We start from the raw sequence: 22,439 nt of genomic DNA, 5'->3' as shown, positions 1-22,439 counted from the left end.
CGACGTAGGCTGCCCTCATGCGTGAGGCCTACCATGACCAGCTAGGACAACTCGCCGAGCAGCTCGCGGACATGTGCGCGATGGCGGGCGACGCCATGGAGCGCGCCACCGCGGCGCTGCTGGGCGCGGATCTCGGTCTCGCCGAGCGGGTGATCGGCGACGACCTGAAGATCGACGACGTGCGTTCGAGCATCGAAGAGCAGGCGTACGCGCTGCTGGCCCTCCAGGCCCCGGTCGCGACCGACCTGCGGGTCGTGCTCGCCGTGATCCACGCCGCCGAGAGCGTGGAGCGCATGGGCGATCTGGCGCTGCACGTCGCGAAGGCGGCCCGGCGGCGTCACCCGAACCCGGTGCTGTCCGAGACCGTCCAGCCGTACTTCGCGGAGATGGGCCGCATCGCGGTCGAACTCGCCCGCGAGGCCACCGAGATCATCCGCAGCCGCGACGTCGAGCGCGCCCGGTCGCTCGAGGACGCGGACGACGCGATGGACGACCTGCACCGCCACCTGTTCACCGTGATCATGGACAAGGAGTGGTCGCACGGCGTCGCGTCGGCCGTCGACACGACGCTGCTGGGCCGCTTCTACGAGCGGTTCGCCGACCACGCGGTGTCCGTGGCCAAGCGGACCGTCTTCGTCGTCACGGGCCGGATGCCCGGGTACGGCGGCGACGACGTCTGAGTCCCTTTCGGTGGGGACGGCACCGCCGTCCCCACCGAACCGATCCACTCCTGCCTGACGCATGCGGCTGTTCCACCACGACGAAAAGGGCCTTCCCGCATGATGCGGAAAGGCCCTTTTCCGTTGCCGGATCAGCCGAAGCGGCCCGAGATGTAGTCCTCGGTGGCCTTCTGGCTGGGGTTGGAGAAGATCTTCTCCGTGTCGTCGATCTCGATCAGCTGGCCGGGCTTGCCCACGCCGAGCAGGTTGAAGAACGCGGTCTGGTCGCTGACGCGCGCCGCCTGCTGCATGTTGTGGGTCACGATGACGATCGTGTACTCCTTCTTCAACTCGGTGATCAGGTCCTCGATCGCCAGAGTCGAGATGGGGTCCAGAGCCGAGCAGGGCTCGTCCATCAGGAGCACGTCGGGCTGGATCGCGATCGCACGGGCGATGCACAGCCGCTGCTGCTGACCGCCGGACAGGCCGCCGCCGGGGCGGTCGAGCCGGTCCTTGACCTCGTTCCACAGGTTCGCGCCGCGCAACGAGCGCTCCGCGACCTCGTCGAGCTGCTTCTTGTTCTTGGCACCGGCCAACTTCAGGCCCGCGACCACGTTGTCCCGGATGGACATCGTGGGGAACGGGTTGGGCCGCTGGAACACCATGCCGATCGTGCGGCGCACGGACACCGGGTCCACGGTCGAGGCGTAGATGTCCTCGCCGTCCAGCAGCACCTTGCCCTCGACGCGCGCGCCGGGCGCCACCTCGTGCATGCGGTTGAGCGACCGCAGCACGGTGGACTTGCCGCAACCGGACGGGCCGATGAACGCGGTCACGTTCTTCGGCGGCACCGCGAGCGAGACGCTCTCCACAGCGTGGAACTTGCCGTAGTAGATGTTGAGGTCTTTCACATCCAAGCGCTTGGCCATCGCCCGCTCACTTCGTCTTCGGGGCGAGCAGCCGCGAGAGCAGCGTCGCCAGCAGGTTGAACAGCGTGATGATCAGCACCAGGGTGATCGCGGCACCCCAGATCCGATCGAAGCCCGCGTCCGTGGGGTTGTTCCGCTCGACGGTCATGAGCAGCGGCAGCGACGCCATCGGACCGTCGAACAGGTTGTAGTTGATGAACGGCGCGTACGCGGCGAGCACCAGCACCGGCGCGGTCTCGCCCATCACGCGGGCAAGGGCGAGCATGACACCGGTCAGGATGCCCGAGAGCGCCGTCGGGATGACGATCTTCACGATCGTCTTCCACTTGGGCACGCCCAGCGCGTAGGACGCCTCGCGCAGCTCGTCCGGGACGATCTTGAGCATTTCCTCGGTCGTGCGCACGATCACCGGCACCATGAGCAGCACCAGCGACAACGACACCGCGAAGCCGCTGCGGTCGAGCCCGAACGTGGTGATCCACAGCGAGTAGACGAACAGCGCGGCCACGATCGACGGGACACCGGTGAGGATGTCGACCATGAACGTGGTGATCCGGGCGAGCCGCGAGCGGGCACCGTACTCGACCAGGTAGACCGCGATGAACAGGCCGATCGGCACCGACAGCAAGCCGCAGACCAGCGCCTGGACCAGCGTGCCGTAGATGGCGTGGTAGACGCCGCCGCCGGACTGTCGGGCCAGCAGGCCCGACAGGGACTTCTGCCACCAGTCGCCGTCCAGCACGACCGGGAAGCCACGCTGGACCACCGTGTAGAGCACCCACACCAGGGGCACGATGGCGATCGCGAAGGCGAGGTACACCAGCGCGGTCGCGAAGCCGTTCTTGAACCGTCGCGCGCCGCTCGTGCTCTGGAACGTCGGCGGCGTCGCGAGGCGGTTGAGGTCCGCCGTGGTGGTCATTCGTACTCCTTGCGACCGGCGACGACACCCCGGGCGAGCGCGTTGACCACGAAGGTCAGCACGAACAGCACGAGGCCCGCGGCGACGTAGGCGCCCGCCGACTTCGGGTCGTTGAACTCGGGCGCGGCGAGAGCGATCTTGGACGCGAAGGTCGCGCCGCCGTCGAACAGGCTCCAGCCGAAGTGCTCGATCGTGCTGCTCAGGATGATCGTCAACGCGATCGTCTCGCCGAGCGCGCGGCCCAGGCCCAGCATCGAGGCGCTGACGTAGCCGGCCTTGCCGAACGGGAGGACGGTCGTGCGGACGACCTCCCACTTCGTCGCGCCGAGCGCCAGTGCGCCCTCGATGTGCATGGGCGGGGTCCGGTCGAACACCTCGCGGCTGACCGCGGTGATGATCGGCAGGATCATCACCGCGAGCACGATGCCCGCCGTGAAGATCGTGCCGCCCAGCTCGATCGACACGTTGCCCTTGGCGAACAGGCCGGTCCAGCCGAGGTTGTCGGTCAGCCACTGGCCGATCGGCGTCAGGACCGGGCCGAGCACCAGCAGGCCCCAGAGGCCGAAGATGATCGACGGCACGGCGGCGAGCAGGTCGATGACGTACGCGAACGGACGCGCGAGGCGGCGCGGCGCGTACTGGGTGAGGAACAGCGCGATGCCCAACGCGATCGGCATCGCGATGACCAGGGCGAGCGCGGACGACACGACGGTGACGAGCAGCAGGTCGAGAATGCCGAACCGCAGGTCGTTCACGTCGCCGGTCGACCACTCGCGGCTCGTCACGAAGTTGACGTTGTCGAGCAGCAGCGAGGGAATGGCCTGGAGCAGCAGGAACAGTCCGATGGCCCCGATGAGGACCACGATGAAGACGCCCGATCCCGTGGCGAGGCCGCGGAAGATCCGGTCGCCCGGCCGAACGTGCGCTGCTTTCTGGTCGGCTTCCGTGATCGGGGGAATCGGAGCCTCCGGGGCGGGTCGAGCGGCCGGCCCGCCCCCGCGGGCACCGGTGTCTCCGGTGCCCGCGGGGCGGGTGGCCACGGTGGGGTCGTTCATCGCTTCAGCGTCGCCGGGGAGAGGTGGCGATCCGGATCAGACGATGGCCTTGATCGCGGTCAGCAGCTTGTCCTGGAACGCCTTGGGGACCGGAGCGTAGCCCGCGTCCGCCAGGCCGGCCTGACCGTCGGTGGCGGCCACGGTCAGGAACGCGCGGACGGCCTTCGCGACGTCGGGGTCGTAGCCCTTCGAGCAGACGATCTCGTAGGTGGCCAGCACGAGCGGGTACGCGCCCGCGGTGGTGGTGGCGTAGATCGAGTCGAGGTCGAGGACGAGGTCGTTGCCCTCACCCTTGATCTTCGCGCCCTCGATGGACTTGCCGACCGACTCGCCGGTCAGCTCGACGGCACCCTGGCCCGCGTCGATCTTGGCGATCGACAGCTTGTTGTCCTGCGCGAACGACAGCTCGACGTAGGTGACCGCACCGTCGACCGAGCCGACGGCCTGCGCGACACCGGCGGACTTCTCCTTGCCCTCGCCGACACCGCCCTTGAACTGCTTGCCGTCGCCCTGGGTCCAGGCGCCCTTCGAGGCGGCCTTCAGGTACTTCTGGAAGTTGTCCGTCGTACCCGACTCGTCGGAGCGGTAGACGACCTTGATGTCCTTGTCCGGCAGCGTGGCGCTGCCGTTCAGGGCCTTGATCGCCGGGTCGTTCCACTTCTTGATGGTGCCGTTGAAGATCTTGGCCGCGACGTCGCCGTTGACGACCAGGTCCTTCACGCCCTCGAGCTTGTAGCCGATGGCGACCGGGCCGAACACCAGCGGGAGGTGCCACGCCGGGTTGCTCTGGCAGCGCTTGGTGGCGGCCTCGACCTCGCCCTTGTCCTTGCTCAGCGGCGAGTCGGAGCCGCCGAAGTCGACCTGGCCCGCGTTGAAGTTCTTCACGCCCGCGCCGGAGCCGGACGCGTTGTAGGCGAGGTCCTGGCCCGAGCACTTGGCCTTGTAGGCCTGGATGAACGTGTCGATCGCGTTCTTCTGCGCGGAGGAGCCCTCAGCGTTCAGCTTGGCCTTCCCACCGCACTCGACGGGCGTGGCCGCCGCCGCACCCGACGTCGCGGAGGTCGCGTTGCCTGCGGGGGTGTTGTTGTCGCTGCCGCAAGCGGTGAGCAGAAGCGCACCGGCCGCGATAAGCCCGAGAACGGCGCCGTGCCGCGTGGTCTTCACCTGGGTCCTCCACCATCGGAAGCAATTGGCGGCGAGGTACGCCGCTCGCCACGGACGGTAGGTAGCGATGGTGGACGGGTGCCCAGGAAGGCGTGAACGGGAGGTGAACTCCATGCGGGAGGTGACGAGTCACACCGCCGATCGGGTGATGCCGTGACCTGCGCGTTTGCGGCACGTAATGGGTTTGTCACTACTTCGAGTACTGCGCATCCGAATCCCATCGGGTGAAGCCCAACCGGGTGTACACGCTTAGTGCCGCTGCGTTGTCGGATTCGACGTAAAGGACCACCTCGTCGCGTCCGGTCGCGCGCAGATGGGCGAGTCCGGCGAGCGTCAACGCCTTGCCCAGGCCACCGCCCTGCGCATCCGGGTCGACACCCACGACGTAGACCTCGCCACGCCGCGCACCGTGGGTCTTGGTCCAGTGGAACCCGAGCAGCCGGTCGTCGCCGTCGACCGCGAGCAGGAACCCGGCCGCGTCGAACCACGGCTCGGCCTCTTTGAGCCGGACGTCGTCCTCGGTCATCGCACCCTGCTCGGGGTGCCACGAGAACGCCTTCGCGTTGACCCGGACGACGGCCTCCTCGTCCCGCCCCGGGACGAAGGCCCGCAGGGTCACACCCTCGGGGAGCCGGGCCTCGGGCAGCTCGCCGGCCAGGTCACGGCGGAGCTTGAGCAGCTCGCGGACCTTGCGGAAGCCGAGCTTCGCCGCCAACGCCTCGGCGCCGGGGTGGCCGCCGTGCGCCCAGATGCGCGGCCGTTCCGCCAGTACCGCCTCGACGAGAGCGGTGCCCACGCCACGACGACGGTGCTCGGGGTGCACGGCCAGTTCGGCGACCTTGTTGCCGTCCGCGTCACCTACGACGTCCAAGTGGAGGTAGCCGACCAGCACGCCGTCCCGCTCGGCCAGCAGGTGCCTACTCCCCGTCGCACCCGGCCGCAGACGAAGGTGGACCGCCTCGCCGACAGCGGCCACGCCGTCGGCTTCCTTCGCCGCCGCGAGCAGCGCCTCGACGGTCGCGATCCGTGCCGCGGTCAGGCCCTCGAACCAGGCAGTCTCCACGTGATCGAACCTACCCGCGCCACCGCCGCGTCCCACCATGCGCACACGCCAACACGCGAGTTATACGTTCGGACACCGCGAAATATGCACTCAGGCACCACGAGTCGGGAGAGCACTGTCCACGACGGCGTCGATCGTGACGACCGGCACCACCCCCGCGGTGCGCGAATGCATGTTTCGGGATGCCTGAACGCACAACTCGCGGTGTCCGAACGTATGACTCGCGGATCAGCCGCGATGGGCCAGCTCGTCGAGCAGGGGTGCCGGGCGCCGGGCCGCACCCTGACGGGGCGGGCGGACGAGCTTGTAGCCCACGTTGCGCACGGTGCCGATGAGCGACTCGTGCTCGGGACCCAGCTTCGCGCGCAGGCGTCGCACGTGGACGTCCACGGTGCGCGTGCCGCCGAAGAAGTCGTAGCCCCAGACCTCCTGGAGCAACTGGGCCCGCGTGAACACCCGACCCGCGTGCTGGGCCAGGTACTTGAGCAGCTCGAACTCCTTGTAGGTGAGGTCGAGCGGACGTCCGCGCAGCCGGGCGGTGTAGGTGGCCTCGTCGATCACCAGCTCGCCGAGCTGGAGGGAACCGTCGCCGCCCTGCTTCTCCACACCCCGCCGCGACCGCACGAGCCGCAGCCGGGCGTCCACCTCGGCCGGGCCGGAGGTGGGCAGCAGGATCTCGTCCACGTTCCAGTCCGCGTTCACGGCCACCAGGCCGCCTTCCGTGACGACCGCCACCACCGGCACGTCCACGCCGCCCGAGTCGAGCAGCCGGCACAGGCCTCTCGCCGCCACCAGGTCCGTGCGCGCGTCCACCAGCACCACGTCGTGCGGACCGGCCTCCAGCAGCGCGGACACCTCCGGGCGCAGCGGGCGGACCGCGTGCGGGAGCAGGGTGAGCGCGGGCAGCACGGTCTCGTGGTCGGGTTCTGCGGTCAGCAGCAGCACGTCGATGCTCATCGCGGGCCAGCCCTCCTGATTCGGCCGGTGTCGGGTCACCGAACACCCGGCGGCGAAGTACGGTGACCGGGCCCCGTTGCCTGCGGATGCCGGAGACCCTACCCGTGCGTTCCACGAAAAACCCAGGTCAGCCGACCGGCATCACACCCGCGGCGGTTCCGGTCGCGCGTCGGACGTACGACGGCATTCGACTACAGGGCGTACACATCGGCCATTCGGCGGCCGATCTGGCGTTCGTGGTCGGCCACGGGTTCACCAACCACGTGCGCAAGCCCTACGTCGCCCGCGTGCTGCACCGGTTCGCCCGGCACGGCGGCGTCGTCGCCCTCGACTTCCGGGGACACGGTCGTTCCGGTGGCCGGTCGTCGGTCGGCGACACCGAGACCCACGACCTCGCCGCCGGTGTTTCGCTGGCGCACGACCTCGGGTACCGACGCGTGGTGACGGTCGGGTTCTCGATGGGCGCGTCGGTGGCGCTGCGCCACGCCGCGCTCGACCACGTGCCCGGACCCGCCGCCGTCGCCGCGGTCAGCAGCCCCAGCCGCTGGTGGGTGCGCGAGACGCCGGCCATGCGACGCGTGCACTGGCTGCTCGAACAACCGCAGGGCCGGGTCGTGGCCCGTGCGCTCGGCGTGCGGCTCGGCGACCCGTGGGCGGTGGCGCCGGAGAGCCCGATCGAGGTCGTGCACCGGATCGCGCCCGTCCCGCTGCTGCTCGTGCACGGCGAACTCGACCACTACTTCGCGCCCGCGCACTCGACCGCGTTGCACCGCGCGGCGGGCGGCGACGCCGAACTGTGGCTGGAGCCCGGAGTGCGCCACGCGGAGTCCGCGATGACACCCGCTCTGGTAGACCGGATCGCGACCTGGCTCGACAGGCGCGCTGAGGAGAACCGATGACCGCACCCGTGACCGACACCCCACGCCGACCGGCGCGCGGGCGCAGACTCGTCGTGGTGCTGCTCGTGCTCGTGGGCCTGCTCGTGGCGGCCGACTTCGGGCTCGCCGCCGCCGGCGAGTACCAGGTGGCGCAGAAGATGCGCGCGAAGTTCGGGCTCAGCGAGGACCCGCACGTGCGGATCAACGGGTTCCCGTTCCTGGCCCAGGCGGTCGCGGGCGACTACCGCGACATCGAGATCAGCGCGTCCGGCGTACCCGTCAACGACCAGCTCCGCGACCTGGAGATCAAGGCCAACCTCTACCACGTGCGGATCGGGCTGTCCCCGCTGCTCTCCGGCGACACCAGCGACGCGCGGATCGACCAGGTCAAGGGCACGGTCAAGATCAAGGCCAGCGACGTGAACCGACTGGTCAACGTGGTCACGCCGTTCACCGACATGTCCATCGAACCCGCCGAGCTGCCCGGCTTCCCGGTGAGCGCCAAGCAGGCGGGCGTCAAGCTCGGCGGCAACACCACGGTCGCCGGCCGCAAGCTGCGGATCACCGCGACCGGCGTGGTCACGCTGCTCGACGGCGGCCGGGTGCAGATCACGACCACGGACGTGCAGCTCGACGACACGTCCCTGGGCGCGCTGGCCGAGGTGCTCGGCGCGGTGCGGCAGGCCCTGAGCGTGACCGTCGACCCCGGCAACCTCCCGTTCAAGGTGACTCCCACGTCGGTGAAGGTGGAGAGCGGTGCGCTGACCGTCGAGGGCACGGTCAACGACATCCCGCTCGACCAGGCGGCCTTCTGATGAGCACGACCGGGCTGTGGGCGTTGCTCGGCGTCGTCCTCGTGGTCGCGGCGATCGGCGTGGTGAAGAAGGTGCGTGACGGGCGGGTGCGCGCGGCGCGGAAGACCGTCGACCTGCCCGAGCCCGTGCGCGCCCTGCTCGACGCGGACGCCGCCGTGACGCTCGTGCAGCTTTCCACCACGTTCTGCGCGCCCTGCCGGCACACGCGCGTGCTGCTCGCCGACCTCGCCGCGAAGACCCCCGGGCTGCGGCACGCGGAACTCGACGTGGCCGACCGGCCCGAGGTCGCGACCACCCTGGGTGTGCTGCGGACGCCGACGACGATCGCGTTCGACGCGTCCGGCGCGGAGCTGCTCCGGGTCGGCGGCGTGCCGCGTCGGGAGGCCCTGGCGGAGGCGCTCCGAACGCATTTGGGGTGAGTCGCGTTACGACGAACCTGGCATCTCCCATCCAGTGGACCGCACTCCCGACAGCAGGGACGACCGGCTACGCTCGCGGCGTGACCCTGCTGCTGACCCGACGACGCGCGGTGGACCTGTGCCGCGTGCGCAGCAGCCTGTGTCGCGCGGCGATCTGACCGGACGGCTCCCGACGACGTGCGCACGCACCGTCGCCGCCGCCCGGACCGGACCACGTCCCCGTTCGTCAGGAGATCGCCGTGCCGAAGGACTCCCCCGTAGACCCGAGAGGACCGCGGTTCACCGCGTGGACCACCGCGGTGGTCCTCGTGGTCGTGCTGCTCACCGGCGCGTGGCCCGTGCTCGCGGCACAGGCGGTGCTGTTCGGCCTCGGCGCGTTCGTGTCGTTGAACGCCAATCCCTGGACGGCGGTCTTCCGGTCCTTCGTCGCACCCCGGTTGAAGCCGACCGCCGAACGCGAGGAGACCGCCCCCCTGCGGTTCGCGCAGGGCGTCGGCTTCGTGTTCGCCGCGGTCGGCACGATCGGGTACGCGTCCGGTCTCACCGCGCTCGGAGTGGTCGCCACGTCCGGTGCCCTGGTCGCCGCGCTGCTCAACGCCGCGCTCGGCCTGTGCCTCGGCTGCGAGATGTTCCTGCTCCTGCGCCGCTTCACGCCCGCCCTCGTACGCAGCTAGCAACCAACTCAAGGAAAACAGGAGCAGCTCGATGAGCCGTGAAGACGTCCTGGTCTCGGCCGCTTGGTCCGAGGAGAACCTCACCACGCCCGGCGTGGTGTTCGTCGAGGTCGACGAGGACACCACCGCGTACGAAGGCGGCCACATCCCCGGCGCCGTCCGGGTCGACTGGAAGACCGAACTCCAGGACCAGGTGCGCCGCGACTTCGTCGACCGCGCGGGCTTCGAGAAGCTGCTGTCCGAGAAGGGCATCTCGAACGACGACCTGGTCGTCCTCTACGGCGGCAACAACAACTGGTTCGCCGCCTACGCGTACTGGTACTTCAAGCTGTACGGCCACACCACGGTGAAGCTGCTCGACGGTGGCCGCAAGAAGTGGGAACTCGACGGCCGTCCCCTGGACAAGGAGGTCCCGTCCCGCGCGGCCACGAACTACACCGCGCAGGAGCAGGACCTGTCGATCCGTGCGTTCCGCGACGAGGTCGTGGCTGCGATCGGGAACAAGAACCTGGTCGACGTGCGTTCCCCCGACGAGTTCTCGGGCAAGCTGCTGGCGCCGGCGCACCTCCCGCAGGAGCAGGCCCAGCGCGGCGGCCACATCCCCTCGGCGATCAACGTGCCGTGGAGCAAGGCCGCGAACGAGGACGGCACGTTCAAGTCCGACGAGGAGCTGGCCGCGATCTACGGCGAGGCCGGGTTCGACGGCTCGCGCAAGACGATCGCGTACTGCCGCATCGGCGAGCGCTCCTCGCACACGTGGTTCGCGCTGCACGAGCTGCTCGGCCACGAGGACGTGAAGAACTACGACGGTTCGTGGACCGAGTACGGCTCGCTGGTCGGCGTGCCGGTGGAGCTCGGCGACGGCAAGGGAGCCTGAACATGAGCAGCTGCGGAGCGCCCCAGCAGGGTGTCGACGTGGAGGTCGGCGGCAACGAGGTCGTGCTCACCGGCAAGGTGAGCACGGCGGACGGTCCGGTCGAGGGCGCGTTCGTGCGCCTGCTCGACTCGACCGGCGAGTTCACCGCCGAGGTCGTGTCCTCCCCCGAGGGCGACTTCCGGTTCTTCGCGGCGCCGGGTGCGTGGACGATCCGCGCCCTGCACCGCTCGGGCAACGGCGAGGCGGTCGTGACGGCCGAGGGTCCGGGTGTCCACACCGTGCAGGTCACGGTCGCGGCCTGACGTTCGTACCCGTAGTCGGCCCCGGTGGTGTTCGCCACCGGGGCCGACGCGCGTCCGGGGTCGGGGGATAAACTCGACGGGTGGAACACTTCTTCACAGGCCTGCTGGTGTTCGTCTCGCTGCTGATCACGTGGTTCGCCGGGTACGTCGTGTACCGGCTGTACTCCGACCAGCGCTGATGACCTCCGACGCGCCCGTTCCGGGCAGCGGCGACGCGGCCGTGCAGGCGGCGGCGTCGCGGGCCGCGACGACCGGTTCGCGCAATCTGCCGCAGTTCGACGACCTGCCGATCCCGGCGGACACCGCGAACCTGCGCGAGGGCCCGTCCCTGCACGACGCCTGCCTGGCGCTGCTTCCGCTCGTGGGCGTCTGGCGCGGCGAGGGCGAGGTCGTGTACCCGACGATCGACGGCCCGTACCGGTTCGGCCAGCAGGTCACGTTCGCGCACGACGGCCGCCCGTTCCTCTACTACGAGGCCCGGTCGTGGCTGCTCGACGAGCAGGGCGCGGTGATCCGCCCGGCCGCGCGCGAGACCGGGTTCTGGCGTCCGCAGCCCGACGACACGATCGAGGTGCTGCTCACGCACAACACCGGGATCGTGGAGCTGTACTACGGCAAGCCGCGCACGCAGACGTCGTGGGAACTGGGGACCGACGCGGTGATCCGCACGGCCACGGCCAAGGACGTCGTCGCGGCGCAGCGGCTCTACGGCATCGTGAACAACGGCGACCTGGCGTACGTGGAAGAGCGCGCCATGGTCGGACAGCCCCTCCAGCCGCACACGTCCGCCCACCTGCGCCGCGTGGTGGGCTGAACCGGGACCCGATGCGACTGCTGCGGTGCGGTGCCGACGGCGTGCTGGTCGAGGTCTCCTCGGGCCGTGAGGTCGAGGCGGTCCGCCGGGCCGTGCGGGACGTCGCCGGGGTGGTCGAGGTGGTGCCCGCCGCCCGGACCGTGCTGGTGGTGGGCGGTGGTGCCGGGGTCCGCGCCGTGCTCGCCGACCTCGACCCCTCGGACGTCGACGAGGCGCCCGCGCGCGAGGTCGTGCTGCCGGTGGTCTACGACGGACCGGACCTGGACCTGGTGGCCGCGACCGCCGGCATCACCGCCGACGAGGTCGTGCGGCTGCACGTCGAGGCCCGCTACCGGGTGGCGTTCTGCGGTTTCGCGCCCGGTTTCGCCTACCTGACCGGCCTGCCCGACGTCCTGCACCAGGCCCGTCTGGAGACGCCGCGCACGAAGGTCCCGCGGGGCGCGGTCGGCATCGCGGGCGAGTACACGGCCGCCTACCCGCGGGCCACGCCCGGCGGTTGGCGGTTGATCGGCCGCACCGACGCGCCGCTGTTCGATCCCGACGGGCGGGCGCCGGCCCTGCTCACGCCGGGCGACCACGTCCGGTTCGAGGTGGTCTGAGGTGTCGCGCACGCTGACCGTCCTGGCCACCGGCCCGCAGGCGCTCGTGCAGGACCGGGGCCGGCCCGGCCACGCGCACCTGGGCGTGCCGCCGTCCGGCGCCCTGGACCCGGTCTCGCTCGGCCTGGCCAACCGCCTGGTCGGCAACGACGGGGACGCCGCCGGGATCGAGGTCCTGATCGGCGGGCTCGCGGTCCGCGCGTCCGCCTCCTGCACGGCCGCGGTCACGGGCCCGTACGCGCCGGTCCGGCGCAACGGCCGCGACGTCGACAGCCCGGTCCACCTGGCGCCCGGCGACGAGTTGGCGATCGGCCGTGCCGAACACGGCCTGCGGGTCTACCTGGCGGTGTCCGGGGGTGTGGACGTGCGGCCGGTCCTCGGCAGCCGGGCCGCCGACCTGCTCTCGGGCCTGGGTCCCGGGCCGCTCGCGGTGGGCGACGTGCTGCCCCTCGGCGCGGCACGCGGTGTGCCGGTCGGCGCGGACGTCCTCGTCCCGGTGCGAATTCCACCGGAGTTGGTCGTGCCGGTCCTCTTGGGACCACGCCACGAATGGTTCGACAATCCCGCCGCGCAGCTCGACAAAGGGAACTGGGCGGTGTCCGAAAAGAGCAATCGTGTCGGATTGCGCCTGGAAGGTACGAGTCTGGTCCGCACGGAATCCACGCGATACTCCGAACTGCCCAGCGAAGGTCTGGTGACGGGCGCGGTGCAGGTTCCGGCGGACGGACGACCGGTCGTCTTCCTCGCCGACCACCCCACGACCGGCGGTTATCCGGTGATCGGCGTTGTCGCACCGCAGGTGCTGCACCAATTGGGACAGGCCCGTCCGGGTACACGGGTGCGCTTCCGCCCGCAGGGCTGAACGGACGCAAATGGTCTAGACCCATTGTGGAACCCCGACCGACGACCTACGTTCTCCCTTGGCCGCCGTGGTTCTCGACTGTCCCTGCAATCGAGGAGCACAACCCATGCGTCGACTAGCCACCGCGCTATTTGCACTGACCGTGTTGACCGCACTAGCCGTGCCGGCCGCCAACGCCGCCACGGGCCTCACCGCCACGTTCTCCCGCACGGGGAACACCGGCAAGTTCGTCGTGGCCAATACCGGCACGACGGCCGTCTCGGGCTGGTCGATCAAGTTCGACCTGCCCGCCGGGGTGACGGTGAGCGGTGCGCAGAACGCGACCACCAAACAAAACGGCACCAAGGTCACGCTGACCCCTGCCTACTACATCAGCAACCTGCCGGCGGGGCGCAACACCGACCCGTTCAGCCCGACGTTCACGCTCAGCTCGGCGGTGGACCCGACGGCGTGCACCATCAACAACGCCAACTGCGACGGCTCGGGTGGTCCCGGCCCCGCACCGGCACCGGTCGCCGCGGAGTTCGAACTCAACGGCAACCAGGGCAAGTTCATCGTCGCGAACAACACCGACGCGACGCTGACCGACTGGTCCATCACGTTCACGCTGCCCTCGGGCGTCACCGCGAGCAACGCGAACAACGGCACCGTCGCGCAGTCCGGCAACACGGTCACCCTCAACCCGGTGCACTACAACAAGTCCATCGGGGCGCGGAAGACCACCGAGCCGTACAGCCCGACGTTCCAGCTCAGCTCGGCCGTCGAACCGGTGACCTGCCGGATCAACAACGCCAACTGCGACGGAACGCCGGACGTGCCGCCCACGGTCCCCGCCAACCTCACCTCGCCGGTCAAGACGACCAAGACGGTGTCGTTGAAGTGGGACGCCTCCAAGGCCGGCTCCCTGCCGGTCGCGGGCTACGAGGTCTACAACGGCACGACGGTCGCCGCCACGGTCACCACGGCCGCCGCGACGATCACCGGTCTGACCCCGAACACCGCGTACTCGTTCACCGTGAAGGCCAAGGACACCAAGGGCACCCTGTCCGCGGCGAGCACGGCGTTGTCGGTCACCACGAACAACCCGGCCGACGACACCCAGGCGCCGACCGTGCCCGCGAACCTGCGCAGCACGGCGAAGGACGCGGGCAGCGTCACGCTGGCGTGGAACGCTTCCACGGACAACAAGGGCGTCGCGAACTACGACGTCTACGTCGGCGACACCGTCGCCGCGACCGTCCTGGAGCCGACCGCCGTGGTCAGCGGTCTGTCGCCGTCCACGGAGTACACGTTCTCCGTCAAGGCTCGCGACCTGTACGACAACATCTCGGCCGCGAGCACCCCGGTCAAGGTGACCACGGCGGACATCGTCGGCGGTTACGCCCGGGTCGGCTACTTCGTCCAGTGGGGCATCTACGGTCGCCAGTTCTTCGTGAAGAACCTGGACACCAGCGGCACCGCGGCGAAGCTGACGCACCTGAACTACGCGTTCGGCAACATCGACCCGGTCAACCTGACCTGCCTCCACGGCGTCACCAAGGGCACCTCGCCCAACCCGCAGGACCCGAACCAGGGTGACGGCGCGGGCGACGCGGAAGCCGACTACAGCCGGCCGTTCTCCTCGGCGCAGTCGGTCGACGGCGTCGCGGACACCGGCTGGGAGCCGTTGCGCGGCAACTACAACCAGCTCAAGAAGCTCAAGGCCAAGCACCCGAACCTGAAGGTGCTGATCTCCCTGGGCGGCTGGACGTACTCGAAGTACTTCTCCGACGTGGCGGCCACGGACGCCTCGCGCAAGAAGTTCGTGTCGTCCTGCATCGACATGTACATCAAGGGCAACCTGCCGACCTACAACGCGGCGGGCGGTCCGGGCACGGCCGCGGGCATCTTCGACGGCTTCGACCTCGACTGGGAGTGGCCGGGCGCCGAAGGCCACGCGGGCAACCACATCGGCCCGAACGACAAGGTCAACAACACCCTGTTGATCGAGGAGTTCCGCAAGCAGCTCGACGAGCTGACCAAGACCTCCGGCAAGCGCTACCAGATCACGGCGTTCACGCCGGCCGACCGCGCCAAGATCGACGCCGGTTGGGAGCTGGGCCGGGTCGCCAAGTCCATGGACATCTTCAACGTCCAGGGCTACGACTTCCACGGCTCGGGCAGCGACAACTCGTGGGAGCCGAACCGCACGGGCCACCAGGGCAACCTGTACAAGGACGCCGACGACCCGTACTCGTTCCACTTCAGCGTCGAGGACACGGTCAACGCGTACCTCGAAGCCGGCGTGCCGCCCCGCAAGATCACGGTCGGCCTCGCGTTCTACGGACGCGGCTGGCAGGGCGTGAAGGACGGCGGCAAGAAGGGCGAGTGGCAGTCGGCGACCGGTGCGGCACCGGGCCAGTTCCAGGAGGAGGCCGGCACGCGCGGCTACTCCAACCTGATCGCGAGTGTGCCGAACTGCACCGTGGTCCACGACGAACCGTCCGTCGCCACCTCGTGCTTCACCGGTGACAACGGCCAGTGGTGGACGTTCGACGACGTCTGGTCCATCCAGAAGAAGACCGCCTGGATGAAGTCGAAGGGCCTGCTCGGCGCGATGATCTGGGAGATGTCCGGCGACACCGCCGGCGGCCTCCTGATCAACGCCGTCGACGCCGGTCTGAAGTAGTCACCACCTGAAGAGGCCTTTCCCGGGAAATCCTTCCCGGGAAAGGCCTTTTTCAGTACCGGGACTCGTAGCACGCCGCGAGTTCGGCGTGAACCTCCGACGAGTCCGGAAGCGACTTGCCGTCCAGCGTGTGCACGCGGGCGATCAGGCGGACGCTGGACGCCAGCAGCACGGCGTCGGCGTCGTACAGGTCCGCCACGTCGACCCGGCCGACCTCGGTCGTCCACCCGGCACCGGCCGCCACCTCGAACAGGGCGGCCTGCGTCGTGCCCGGCAGGATGCCCAAAGCGGACGGTGGCGTGCGCAACGTCCGCCCGCGCACCAGGACCAGCGTGGACGTGGGGCCTTCGAGCACCTCGCCGGACGGTGTCGTGAACACGACGTCGTCGGCACCCCGGCGTTCGGCCTCGCGCAACGCGGCCATGTTGACCGCGTAGGACAACGACTTCGCGCCCAGCAGCAGCCACGGCGCGCGCTCGGCGAGATCGGCGTCGAAACCCCGGTCCAGCGCGATCGCGGAGACGCCGTCGACGCGTTGCCGACGTGCTTTCGCGCCGACCTCCGAGCCCAGCGCGAACACCGTGGGCGTGCCGTCGCCGCCCTCGGCACCACGCGTGCAGACCAGGCGCAACGCCAGTTCGCCGCCGGTCCAGTGGTCGATCACCGCCCGGCCCGCCCGTTCGACACCGGCCAGGTCGGGCGGTTCGAGGTCGAGCATGGCCGCGGACCGGACCAGGCGGTCGAGGTGACCGGCCCACTCGCGGGGTTTTCCGTCGACGACCAGGACCGTCTCGAACACGCCGTCACCGCGCAGCAGGCCGAGGTCGTCGGCGCGGACGAACGGCTGGTCGGGGTCGGCGAGCGTTCCGTCGGGCAGGGCGAGCACGCGCATGCCCGTGAGGGTACCCACGGCCTACGATGGACCCGTGGAGACCGCCGGTGGCCGGAAGGCCCTGCGCAAGACGCTGCACGACCGCGGCATGCGGATGACACCGCAGCGGCAACTGGTCCTCGACGCGGTGCGCGAACTCGGGCACGCCACGCCCGAGCAGGTGTGCCGTCGGGTGCAGGAGACGGCACCCACCGTGAACATCACCACGATCTACCGCACGCTCGACCTGCTGGACCGGCTCGGCACGGTGCGGCACACGCACCTCGGGCACGGCGCACCCAGCTACTCGATCGACGAGCACGAGCACGTGCACCTGGTGTGCCACCGCTGCGGCCGGATCGACGAGGTGCCGTGCGACCTGCTCGAACCGCTGTCCGGAACACTCGAGCGGCAGTACGGGTTCGAACTGGACGCGGGGCACCTGGCGCTGTCGGGGACGTGCCGGTCCTGCGTCGAGTCCTACGTACCCGAGGAGACCTGAGTGAACTCACCGCTGCTCGCCCTGCCGGGTGCCGTGGCACCGTTCGAGGGCGCACCCGACCAGGGCGTGCCGTGGCACTTCGGCGACCCGTTCGCCGAACAGCGGGCGGCGGCGCGCGCGGCCGTCGTCGTCGACCGCTCCCACCGGGCGGTCCTGGCGGTGAGCGGCGCCGACCGGCTGACGTGGCTGCACAGCCTGACCAGCCAGCACTTCACGGCGCTCGGCGAGGTCGGGACCGAGGCGTTGATCCTGGACGTGCAGGGCCGGGTCGAGCACCACGTCGTGGTGGCCCACGTCGACGGCGTCGTGTACCTGGACACCGAGTCGGCGCGCGCGGGCGACCTGCTGGCGTACCTGACCAAGATGATCTTCTGGTCGAAGGTCGAGGTGCGCGACGCGACGCCGGAGCTGGCGATCCTGAGCGTCACCGGCCCCGCCCTGGCCGAGGTGTTCGACAAGCTGGACCTGACGTTGCCGGACGCGCCCCACGGCGCCGCCGCGCTGCCGACGGGCTTCGTCCGCCGCACGCCGTGGCCCGGACCGCTGTCGGCGGACCTCGCCGTGCCCCGCGCGGACCTCGCCGCGTGGTGGACCAGGCTGACCGATGCCGGCGCCCGACCGGCCGGCACGTGGGCGTTCGAGGCGCTGCGCGTCGAGTCCCTGCGCCCGCGCCTGGGGGTGGACACCGACGAGAAGACCATCCCGCACGAGGTGAACTGGATCGGCGCGGCGGTCCACCTGGACAAGGGCTGCTACCGGGGCCAGGAGACGGTGTCGAAGGTCCACAACGTGGGCCGCCCGCCGCGCCGCATGCTGCTGCTGCACCTCGACGGCTCCCGCGAGGTGCAGCCGGAGACCGGCGACCCGGTGACCTCAGGCGACCGCGTCGTGGGCCGGGTCGGCACGGTCGCCCTGCACCACGAGCTGGGCACCGTGGCGCTGGCCCTGGTCAAGCGCTCGGTCGACCCGTCGACCGAGCTGCTGGTCGGCGCGGAGGACCGGGTCGTGCAGGCCACCGTCGACCCCGACTCCGTCCCCGCGGACACGCCGGGCCTGGGTCGTCAGGCCGCGCAGGGCTTCACCCGCCGCACCTGACCGGACGCCCTCCCCGCCGCGGACCCGGAGTCACGGTGCGCGGCGGGCGGGACGCGACCGTCCGAGCCGCCGATTCGGCCGGCGCGTGGTGACGATTCCGGGTCCGCACCGGTGCGGACCCGAAGTCCCGCCGATAGGCCGGACGGGTGAAACCGGTGCGGGGGAAGCGGTCACGGCGGGGTGCGCCGAACGGACGTGGGGTGCGCACGGAGGAGTCCGCACTGGTGCGGACCACCGCGAGAACCACCCGGGTTGGTCCATATGCGCGTCGCGACCTGCTCCATTGGTGGTCGGTAGGAATACCGAACCGTGCCGACAACCGGGTTTCCCACCCGTTCACCTCATCTGACCGGATCAGGGAATGTGCCACTATCACCGCATGTCCCGACCCGGAACGCTGCTCACCGTGGCCCCCACCGGGGCCGAGCACGCGAAGTCCGACGTGCCGCACCTGCCGGTGACGCTGCCGGAGCTGGTGGAGACCGCGCGTGACTGCGAACAGGTCGGCGCCGCCATGGTGCACGTGCACATCCGGGACGACGACGCGCGGCCCTCGTTGGACCTCGGCCGGCTCAAGGACACCGTGCAGGCTCTACGCACGGAGACGAACCTGGTCGTCCAGCTCTCCACCGGCGGGTCGGTGCACGACCCGGAGGCCGACCGGCTGCGGGCGCTCGACGCCCTGCCCGACTCGGCGTCCTGCACGATGGGCACGATCAACTTCGGGGACGAGGTCTTCCTCAACCGCTGGGAGTTCGTCGTCTCCCTGCACCTGGCGATGCGGGAACGCGGGATCGTGCCGGAGTACGAGATCTTCGACCTCGGCCACCTGGCCGCCCTGCGCCGACTGCTGGACCGCCACGGTCTGCCCGCCGGCGGCCGGGTGCACGTCGACCTGGTCATGGGCGTGCCGGGTGGCATGCCGGGCGACGCCGAGACGCTCACCGCAGCTCTGCGACTGCTCCCCGAAGGTGCCACGTTCTCCGCGACGGGCATCGGGCGGACGTCACTCCCGGTGATGTTCACGGCCCTGGGGGCGGGTGGCCACCTTCGGGTGGGAATGGAGGACACCCTCTCCTATGCCCAGGGCCAACCTGTGCGTGACAACGCACAACTGGTGGCGCGCGCGGCCGGTCTCGCCCGGATCGCGCAGCGACCGCCACTTTCACCGGCCGATGCACGTGCACTACTCGGCGTGCGCGACCCGGTACAGGTTTGAGACGACTTTGGAAGCAGGTTTGTGTTGGCGGGTGGGCACGAACTACCTCAGGATGAGTACGTGATCGAGGTGCGTCCTGGCGGGCGCCGCCGGATCGACCGGGTGCTCGCTCCCGATTACGCCGAGGGGATCGACCGTCTCCCGCTCGGCGAAGTGCGCGCGCTCCGTGACGAAGCCGCGCAGGAGGAGACCGACCTGTCGTACCTGCGCCGGCTCCTGCACGCCCGGATCGACATCGTGCGAGCGGAGATGCGCAGGCGGACGGAGGGGGGCGCGGCCGTCGTCGACCGGTTGGCCTCGATCCTCGCGGGCAACGCGGTCGGACCGGCGAGCGGGCTGGGCCGCTACCAGACCCGTGAGCCGTCCCGGGCGGACGCGCACCAGCGGCACGTCGAGGCGCTGCTGGCCGACGTCGACCTGTCGGACGTGAGCGCGCTCTCGGACGACAAGCTGGCGTTGGCGTTGCGCACGTTCGCCGGCGAGGAGTCGTCGGTGTCCACACGGCGACGCGAGGTCCAGGCCGTGGTCGACCACCTCAACGCCGAGATCGCGAGCCGCTACCAGAGCGGCAGCGCGTCGGTGGACGAGCTGCTCGCGGCCGAGCGCGGCTGGCCGGTGAACCCGGGCCGAAGCAAGGAGTAGCAACCACATGATGGAAACATTTTCCCATCGAGTGAACAGCCGATCTACGGTCGACCCATGGCCAACCGCTGGGTCGTCCTCGCCGTCGGCACCGTCGCGCAAGGGGTCAACGCGGCGGTCTTCCTCGGCCTCCCCGCGCTCACGCCGCAACTGCGCGAACACTTCGGACTGACGCTCCCCCAGGTCGGCCTGCTGCTCGGCGCGGTCAACCTCGGCACGATGGTCGCGCTCGTGCCGTGGGGCGTGGTCGCCGACCGGCACGGCGAACGCCTGGCCATGACGATCGGCGGGTTCGGCGCCGCGCTCTTCCTCGCCCTGACCGCGGTCGGCGGTCCGGTGCTCGCGGGCGTCGCCCTGGTCGGCGTCGGCCTGTGCGGCGCGAGCGTCAACGCGGCCAGTGGCCGGGCCGTCATGAACTGGTTCACCACCGACAAGCGCGGCCTGGCCATGGGCGTGCGCCAGGCCGCCTCGCCGCTCGGTGCCGCGCTGACCGCAGCCGTCCTGCCGGGCGTGGCGATCGGTGCCGGGGTGCCGGTCGCGTTCGTGGCGCTCGCGGGCGTGACCGGGTTCGTCGCGCTGGCCACGGCGGCGCTGGTCCGGGAACCGCCGGGCGCGGTCCGGGCGACCCGCGCACCCGGTCTCGTGCTCGCCGACCCGAGGCTGATCCGGCTGAGCGTCGCGAGCGGTCTGCTGGTGGTCCCCCAGTTCACGGCGGCCACGCTCATGGTCGTGCTGCTCGTCGAACGGGTCGGCGTCCCGGTCGGGCCCGCCGCCGGCCTGTTCGCCGCCGCCCAGGTGCTGGGCGGCTTGGGACGGCTGGCGGTCGGCGTGTGGTCGGACGCGGTCCGCGACCGGATCGGGCCGTTGCGGAAGCTCGCCGTGGCCTGCGCGGTCGCGTTCGGGCTGTGCACGGCGGCGGTCGACGCGCCGACGTGGGTGGTGTGCGCGGTGTTCGTGGCGACGACCGCGATCGCCGTGTCGTGGAACGGCGTGGCGCTGACGGCGGCGGGCGAACTCGCGCCGCCGGGCCGCAGCGGCACCGCGATCGCCATGCAGAACGGGGCGAACTACCTGGCCGCCACGGTCACCCCGCCGCTGGCTGCCTGGGTCGCGGACACGTTCGGCTGGGCCGTCGCGCTGCTGCTCGCGGCCGTGACCGCGATCGGCGCCCGGCTGCTGCTGGGCCGTGCTTCGACCGCGGGTCAAGGCCCACCCCGGAGAACGAGCCGATCGCGACACGCCCGGAAGACGGCCTAGCCGTGCCGCTCGCGCCGGGCGGGCTCGCCCCAGAACTCCCGTAGCCGTTCGTACCGCAGCGCGACCTCCTCGACGTCGCCGCTCTCGAACGCGTCCACGATCGCGTTGACGTCCTCGGCGGACGTGTCCTCCTGGAGGTCCTTGTCGTCGATCAGCTGCACGAGGCCGCCGTAGTCGAGTTCGACCGCCGAGTCCGGCGCGAAGTGGTCGAGCCAGCGGCCGGTGTCGGACAGCACCTTGGCCGGACCGTCGTTTCCCAGGGACTGGGACACGACGCGGTGCGCCCGCGCCACGCGTGCCCGCGCCTCGCCCATCGACACCCGCCAGGACACCTCGCGGTCGGGGTCGTTCTTGGGCGTGAGCACGATCCGCCGGGCGTCCTGCTCGACGAGCGCGAACCACGGCAGCGGCACGGTCCAGGTCGTGGAGATGACGTGGACGGCACCCCGGTTCAGCTCGGCCATGACCGCGGTGGCCCGTGCCCGCACCTCGTCGGGCTCGACGGACAGGGCGGCCTCGCGCAGCGGCGCGGTCGACGTCGCCAGGAATCCGACCAGGGCGGCGGCGGACCGCGCCCGCAGGTCCAGCGGGCACACCAGCGGGCCTTCGCCCACGTCACCGGGCACGTCGGCGGGGTCGAGCGCGAGCACGTCGAACGGCGCGTCGGGGGCGACGGCGCCGTCGGCGCGCTCACCGGGCAACAGGCGCCGCGGTCGGGCAAGCTGTGACCGCAGCCACAGCTCGCGCTCGCGGGCGCCTACGTCCGCTCGGCTCAACGCCCCGGCTTCGAGGGCCTTGCGGGCCTGTTCCGCCAACGGTGCGTCAAGAGCCGACAGCGGTTCGTACACCCTGAGGTAGGCGACGAACGGTCGTAGCACCCGCGCATCCTCCCACGCGGAGATCCGGCGGTATGTCTCACGCCTACCGCGTCGCGGGGAACCCCTTCGACACGGTACGGTAGTTACCAGGAACTAGTTGTCGAGACGAGTGGGGCCGCCGTTCCCCCGGCCGCCCCCGTCCCTGTGCGAGGGGGTCGAGCCATGGGGCGCGGCCGAGCTAAGGCCAAGCAGACGAAGGTGGCGAGGGAGCTGAAATACAGCACGCACGCCACCGACTTCGATGCCTTGCAACGCGAGCTGTCCGGCGATTCCGGCGACGCGACTCGACGTGGCGATGAACGCTACGACGAGACGCCGGAC

At 70.6% G+C, this 22,439-nt stretch carries 25 protein-coding genes; 17 read left to right on the top strand and 8 right to left on the bottom strand.

The window, feature by feature from the left end; translation table 11 throughout:
• The first annotated feature begins 17 nt into the window (after window positions 1-17).
• Window positions 18-680: a phosphate signaling complex protein PhoU gene (gene phoU, locus F4559_RS00125; protein WP_184665560.1), complete on the top strand. Its 663-nt coding sequence runs from the start codon at window positions 18-20 to the stop codon at window positions 678-680.
• A 131-nt stretch (window positions 681-811) separates the two neighbouring features.
• On the opposite strand, the gene pstB is transcribed toward phoU, so the two are convergent.
• The 6 genes from pstB to F4559_RS00095 all read right to left on the bottom strand — a co-directional run bounded on the left by pstB (window position 812) and on the right by F4559_RS00095 (window position 6,746).
• Complete coding sequence (gene pstB, locus F4559_RS00120; RefSeq protein WP_184665559.1) at window positions 812-1,588, bottom strand: phosphate ABC transporter ATP-binding protein PstB; 777 nt, start codon at window positions 1,586-1,588, stop codon at window positions 812-814.
• Between the two features lie 7 nt (window positions 1,589-1,595).
• On the bottom strand, window positions 1,596-2,507 hold the full coding sequence (gene pstA / locus F4559_RS00115; RefSeq protein WP_184665558.1) for a phosphate ABC transporter permease PstA: 912 nt from the start codon (window positions 2,505-2,507) through the stop codon (window positions 1,596-1,598).
• Window positions 2,504-3,562 (bottom strand): phosphate ABC transporter permease subunit PstC, encoded by a 1,059-nt coding sequence (gene pstC / locus F4559_RS00110; RefSeq protein WP_184665557.1) that lies wholly within the window; start codon window positions 3,560-3,562, stop codon window positions 2,504-2,506. Before pstC ends, pstA begins: the two co-directional genes overlap by 4 nt.
• 36 nt (window positions 3,563-3,598) lie before the next feature.
• Entirely contained in the window at window positions 3,599-4,726 is a 1,128-nt protein-coding gene (gene pstS / locus F4559_RS00105; RefSeq protein ID WP_312865407.1) for a phosphate ABC transporter substrate-binding protein PstS, read from the bottom strand.
• A 190-nt stretch (window positions 4,727-4,916) separates the two neighbouring features.
• Entirely contained in the window at window positions 4,917-5,789 is an 873-nt protein-coding gene (gene mshD / locus F4559_RS00100) for a mycothiol synthase (RefSeq protein WP_312865406.1), read from the bottom strand.
• Window positions 5,790-6,017: 228 nt separating this feature from the next.
• Complete coding sequence (locus F4559_RS00095) at window positions 6,018-6,746, bottom strand: winged helix-turn-helix domain-containing protein (protein ID WP_184665554.1); 729 nt, start codon at window positions 6,744-6,746, stop codon at window positions 6,018-6,020.
• Window positions 6,747-6,850: 104 nt separating this feature from the next.
• Between F4559_RS00095 and F4559_RS00090 the strand changes: the two genes are divergently transcribed.
• The 10 genes from F4559_RS00090 to F4559_RS00045 all read left to right on the top strand — a co-directional run bounded on the left by F4559_RS00090 (window position 6,851) and on the right by F4559_RS00045 (window position 15,654).
• Window positions 6,851-7,645 (top strand): alpha/beta hydrolase, encoded by a 795-nt coding sequence (locus tag F4559_RS00090; RefSeq protein ID WP_312865405.1) that lies wholly within the window; start codon window positions 6,851-6,853, stop codon window positions 7,643-7,645.
• On the top strand, window positions 7,642-8,439 hold the full coding sequence (locus F4559_RS00085; RefSeq protein WP_184665553.1) for an LmeA family phospholipid-binding protein: 798 nt from the start codon (window positions 7,642-7,644) through the stop codon (window positions 8,437-8,439). The genes F4559_RS00090 and F4559_RS00085 overlap by 4 nt, the downstream gene beginning before the upstream one ends.
• A complete protein-coding gene (locus F4559_RS00080; RefSeq protein ID WP_184665552.1) occupies window positions 8,439-8,858 on the top strand; it encodes a TlpA family protein disulfide reductase in 420 nt (139 codons plus the stop codon). Before F4559_RS00085 ends, F4559_RS00080 begins: the two co-directional genes overlap by 1 nt.
• 239 nt (window positions 8,859-9,097) lie before the next feature.
• Complete coding sequence (locus tag F4559_RS00075) at window positions 9,098-9,532, top strand: DUF4395 domain-containing protein (RefSeq protein ID WP_184665551.1); 435 nt, start codon at window positions 9,098-9,100, stop codon at window positions 9,530-9,532.
• Window positions 9,533-9,563: 31 nt separating this feature from the next.
• Window positions 9,564-10,409, top strand: coding sequence for a sulfurtransferase (locus tag F4559_RS00070; RefSeq protein ID WP_184665550.1), 846 nt, complete (start codon window positions 9,564-9,566; stop codon window positions 10,407-10,409).
• Between the two features lie 2 nt (window positions 10,410-10,411).
• Entirely contained in the window at window positions 10,412-10,711 is a 300-nt protein-coding gene (locus tag F4559_RS00065; protein ID WP_184665549.1) for a DUF1416 domain-containing protein, read from the top strand.
• A 178-nt stretch (window positions 10,712-10,889) separates the two neighbouring features.
• On the top strand, window positions 10,890-11,525 hold the full coding sequence (locus tag F4559_RS00060; protein ID WP_184665548.1) for a heme-binding beta-barrel domain-containing protein: 636 nt from the start codon (window positions 10,890-10,892) through the stop codon (window positions 11,523-11,525).
• Window positions 11,526-11,536: 11 nt separating this feature from the next.
• Window positions 11,537-12,124 carry a 5-oxoprolinase subunit PxpB gene (pxpB, locus tag F4559_RS00055; RefSeq protein ID WP_184665547.1) on the top strand — a complete coding sequence of 196 codons (588 nt, stop codon included), beginning with the start codon at window positions 11,537-11,539 and terminating at the stop codon, window positions 12,122-12,124.
• 1 nt (window position 12,125) lies between these two features.
• Window positions 12,126-12,986, top strand: coding sequence for a 5-oxoprolinase subunit C family protein (locus F4559_RS00050; RefSeq protein ID WP_184665546.1), 861 nt, complete (start codon window positions 12,126-12,128; stop codon window positions 12,984-12,986).
• Between the two features lie 106 nt (window positions 12,987-13,092).
• Entirely contained in the window at window positions 13,093-15,654 is a 2,562-nt protein-coding gene (locus tag F4559_RS00045; RefSeq protein WP_184665545.1) for a glycosyl hydrolase family 18 protein, read from the top strand.
• A gap of 52 nt (window positions 15,655-15,706) precedes the next feature.
• On the opposite strand, the gene F4559_RS00040 is transcribed toward F4559_RS00045, so the two are convergent.
• On the bottom strand, window positions 15,707-16,546 hold the full coding sequence (locus F4559_RS00040) for an aminodeoxychorismate lyase (protein WP_184665544.1): 840 nt from the start codon (window positions 16,544-16,546) through the stop codon (window positions 15,707-15,709).
• Window positions 16,547-16,580: 34 nt separating this feature from the next.
• On the opposite strand from F4559_RS00040, the gene F4559_RS00035 reads away from it, so the two are divergent.
• From F4559_RS00035 to F4559_RS00015, 5 genes are all read left to right on the top strand, one after another.
• Window positions 16,581-17,027 (top strand): Fur family transcriptional regulator, encoded by a 447-nt coding sequence (locus F4559_RS00035; RefSeq protein WP_312865404.1) that lies wholly within the window; start codon window positions 16,581-16,583, stop codon window positions 17,025-17,027.
• The gene (ygfZ, locus tag F4559_RS00030) at window positions 17,028-18,122 is read left to right on the top strand and encodes a CAF17-like 4Fe-4S cluster assembly/insertion protein YgfZ (RefSeq protein ID WP_184665542.1); all 1,095 of its coding nucleotides are present in this window, start codon (window positions 17,028-17,030) and stop codon (window positions 18,120-18,122) included.
• A gap of 379 nt (window positions 18,123-18,501) precedes the next feature.
• Complete coding sequence (locus F4559_RS00025) at window positions 18,502-19,341, top strand: beta-keto acid cleavage family enzyme (RefSeq protein WP_184665541.1); 840 nt, start codon at window positions 18,502-18,504, stop codon at window positions 19,339-19,341.
• Between the two features lie 60 nt (window positions 19,342-19,401).
• Window positions 19,402-19,983, top strand: a complete 582-nt coding sequence (locus tag F4559_RS00020; RefSeq protein WP_184665540.1) for an RsiG family protein — start codon at window positions 19,402-19,404, stop codon at window positions 19,981-19,983.
• 57 nt (window positions 19,984-20,040) lie between these two features.
• Window positions 20,041-21,240: an MFS transporter gene (locus tag F4559_RS00015; protein ID WP_184665539.1), complete on the top strand. Its 1,200-nt coding sequence runs from the start codon at window positions 20,041-20,043 to the stop codon at window positions 21,238-21,240.
• Here the strand turns inward: F4559_RS00015 and F4559_RS00010 are convergent.
• Window positions 21,237-22,118: a DUF8083 family protein gene (locus tag F4559_RS00010; RefSeq protein WP_184665538.1), complete on the bottom strand. Its 882-nt coding sequence runs from the start codon at window positions 22,116-22,118 to the stop codon at window positions 21,237-21,239. The genes F4559_RS00015 and F4559_RS00010 overlap by 4 nt on opposite strands.
• Window positions 22,119-22,280: 162 nt before the next feature.
• Between F4559_RS00010 and F4559_RS00005 the strand changes: the two genes are divergently transcribed.
• Window positions 22,281-22,439 (top strand): DUF3073 domain-containing protein (locus F4559_RS00005; protein ID WP_184665537.1); only part of this gene is annotated, 159 nt, incomplete at its 3' end.

Origin of the sequence: Saccharothrix violaceirubra, assembly GCF_014203755.1 — a bacterium.
In the GTDB taxonomy this organism is placed as follows: domain Bacteria; phylum Actinomycetota; class Actinomycetes; order Mycobacteriales; family Pseudonocardiaceae; genus Actinosynnema; species Actinosynnema violaceirubrum.
Note: the sequence above shows the minus strand (reverse complement) of the source record. Positions and strands in the feature narration are given on the sequence as shown.

Excerpts from the sequence above, each read along its gene's own strand:
- F4559_RS00025 (WP_184665541.1), top strand. The coding sequence starts at position 18,502 with ATGTCCCGACCCGGAACGCTGCTCACCGTGGCCCCCACCGGGGCCGAG.
- pstB (WP_184665559.1), bottom strand. The coding sequence starts at position 1,588 with ATGGCCAAGCGCTTGGATGTGAAAGACCTCAACATCTACTACGGCAAG.
- F4559_RS00070 (WP_184665550.1), top strand. The coding sequence starts at position 9,564 with ATGAGCCGTGAAGACGTCCTGGTCTCGGCCGCTTGGTCCGAGGAGAAC.
- F4559_RS00065 (WP_184665549.1), top strand. The coding sequence starts at position 10,412 with ATGAGCAGCTGCGGAGCGCCCCAGCAGGGTGTCGACGTGGAGGTCGGC.
- pstC (WP_184665557.1), bottom strand. The coding sequence starts at position 3,562 with ATGAACGACCCCACCGTGGCCACCCGCCCCGCGGGCACCGGAGACACC.
- F4559_RS00095 (WP_184665554.1), bottom strand. The coding sequence starts at position 6,746 with ATGAGCATCGACGTGCTGCTGCTGACCGCAGAACCCGACCACGAGACC.
- F4559_RS00085 (WP_184665553.1), top strand. The coding sequence starts at position 7,642 with ATGACCGCACCCGTGACCGACACCCCACGCCGACCGGCGCGCGGGCGC.
- pxpB (WP_184665547.1), top strand. The coding sequence starts at position 11,537 with ATGCGACTGCTGCGGTGCGGTGCCGACGGCGTGCTGGTCGAGGTCTCC.
- pstA (WP_184665558.1), bottom strand. The coding sequence starts at position 2,507 with ATGACCACCACGGCGGACCTCAACCGCCTCGCGACGCCGCCGACGTTC.
- F4559_RS00045 (WP_184665545.1), top strand. The coding sequence starts at position 13,093 with ATGCGTCGACTAGCCACCGCGCTATTTGCACTGACCGTGTTGACCGCA.
- F4559_RS00080 (WP_184665552.1), top strand. The coding sequence starts at position 8,439 with ATGAGCACGACCGGGCTGTGGGCGTTGCTCGGCGTCGTCCTCGTGGTC.
- phoU (WP_184665560.1), top strand. The coding sequence starts at position 18 with ATGCGTGAGGCCTACCATGACCAGCTAGGACAACTCGCCGAGCAGCTC.
- F4559_RS00015 (WP_184665539.1), top strand. The coding sequence starts at position 20,041 with ATGGCCAACCGCTGGGTCGTCCTCGCCGTCGGCACCGTCGCGCAAGGG.
- F4559_RS00060 (WP_184665548.1), top strand. The coding sequence starts at position 10,890 with ATGACCTCCGACGCGCCCGTTCCGGGCAGCGGCGACGCGGCCGTGCAG.
- F4559_RS00040 (WP_184665544.1), bottom strand. The coding sequence starts at position 16,546 with ATGCGCGTGCTCGCCCTGCCCGACGGAACGCTCGCCGACCCCGACCAG.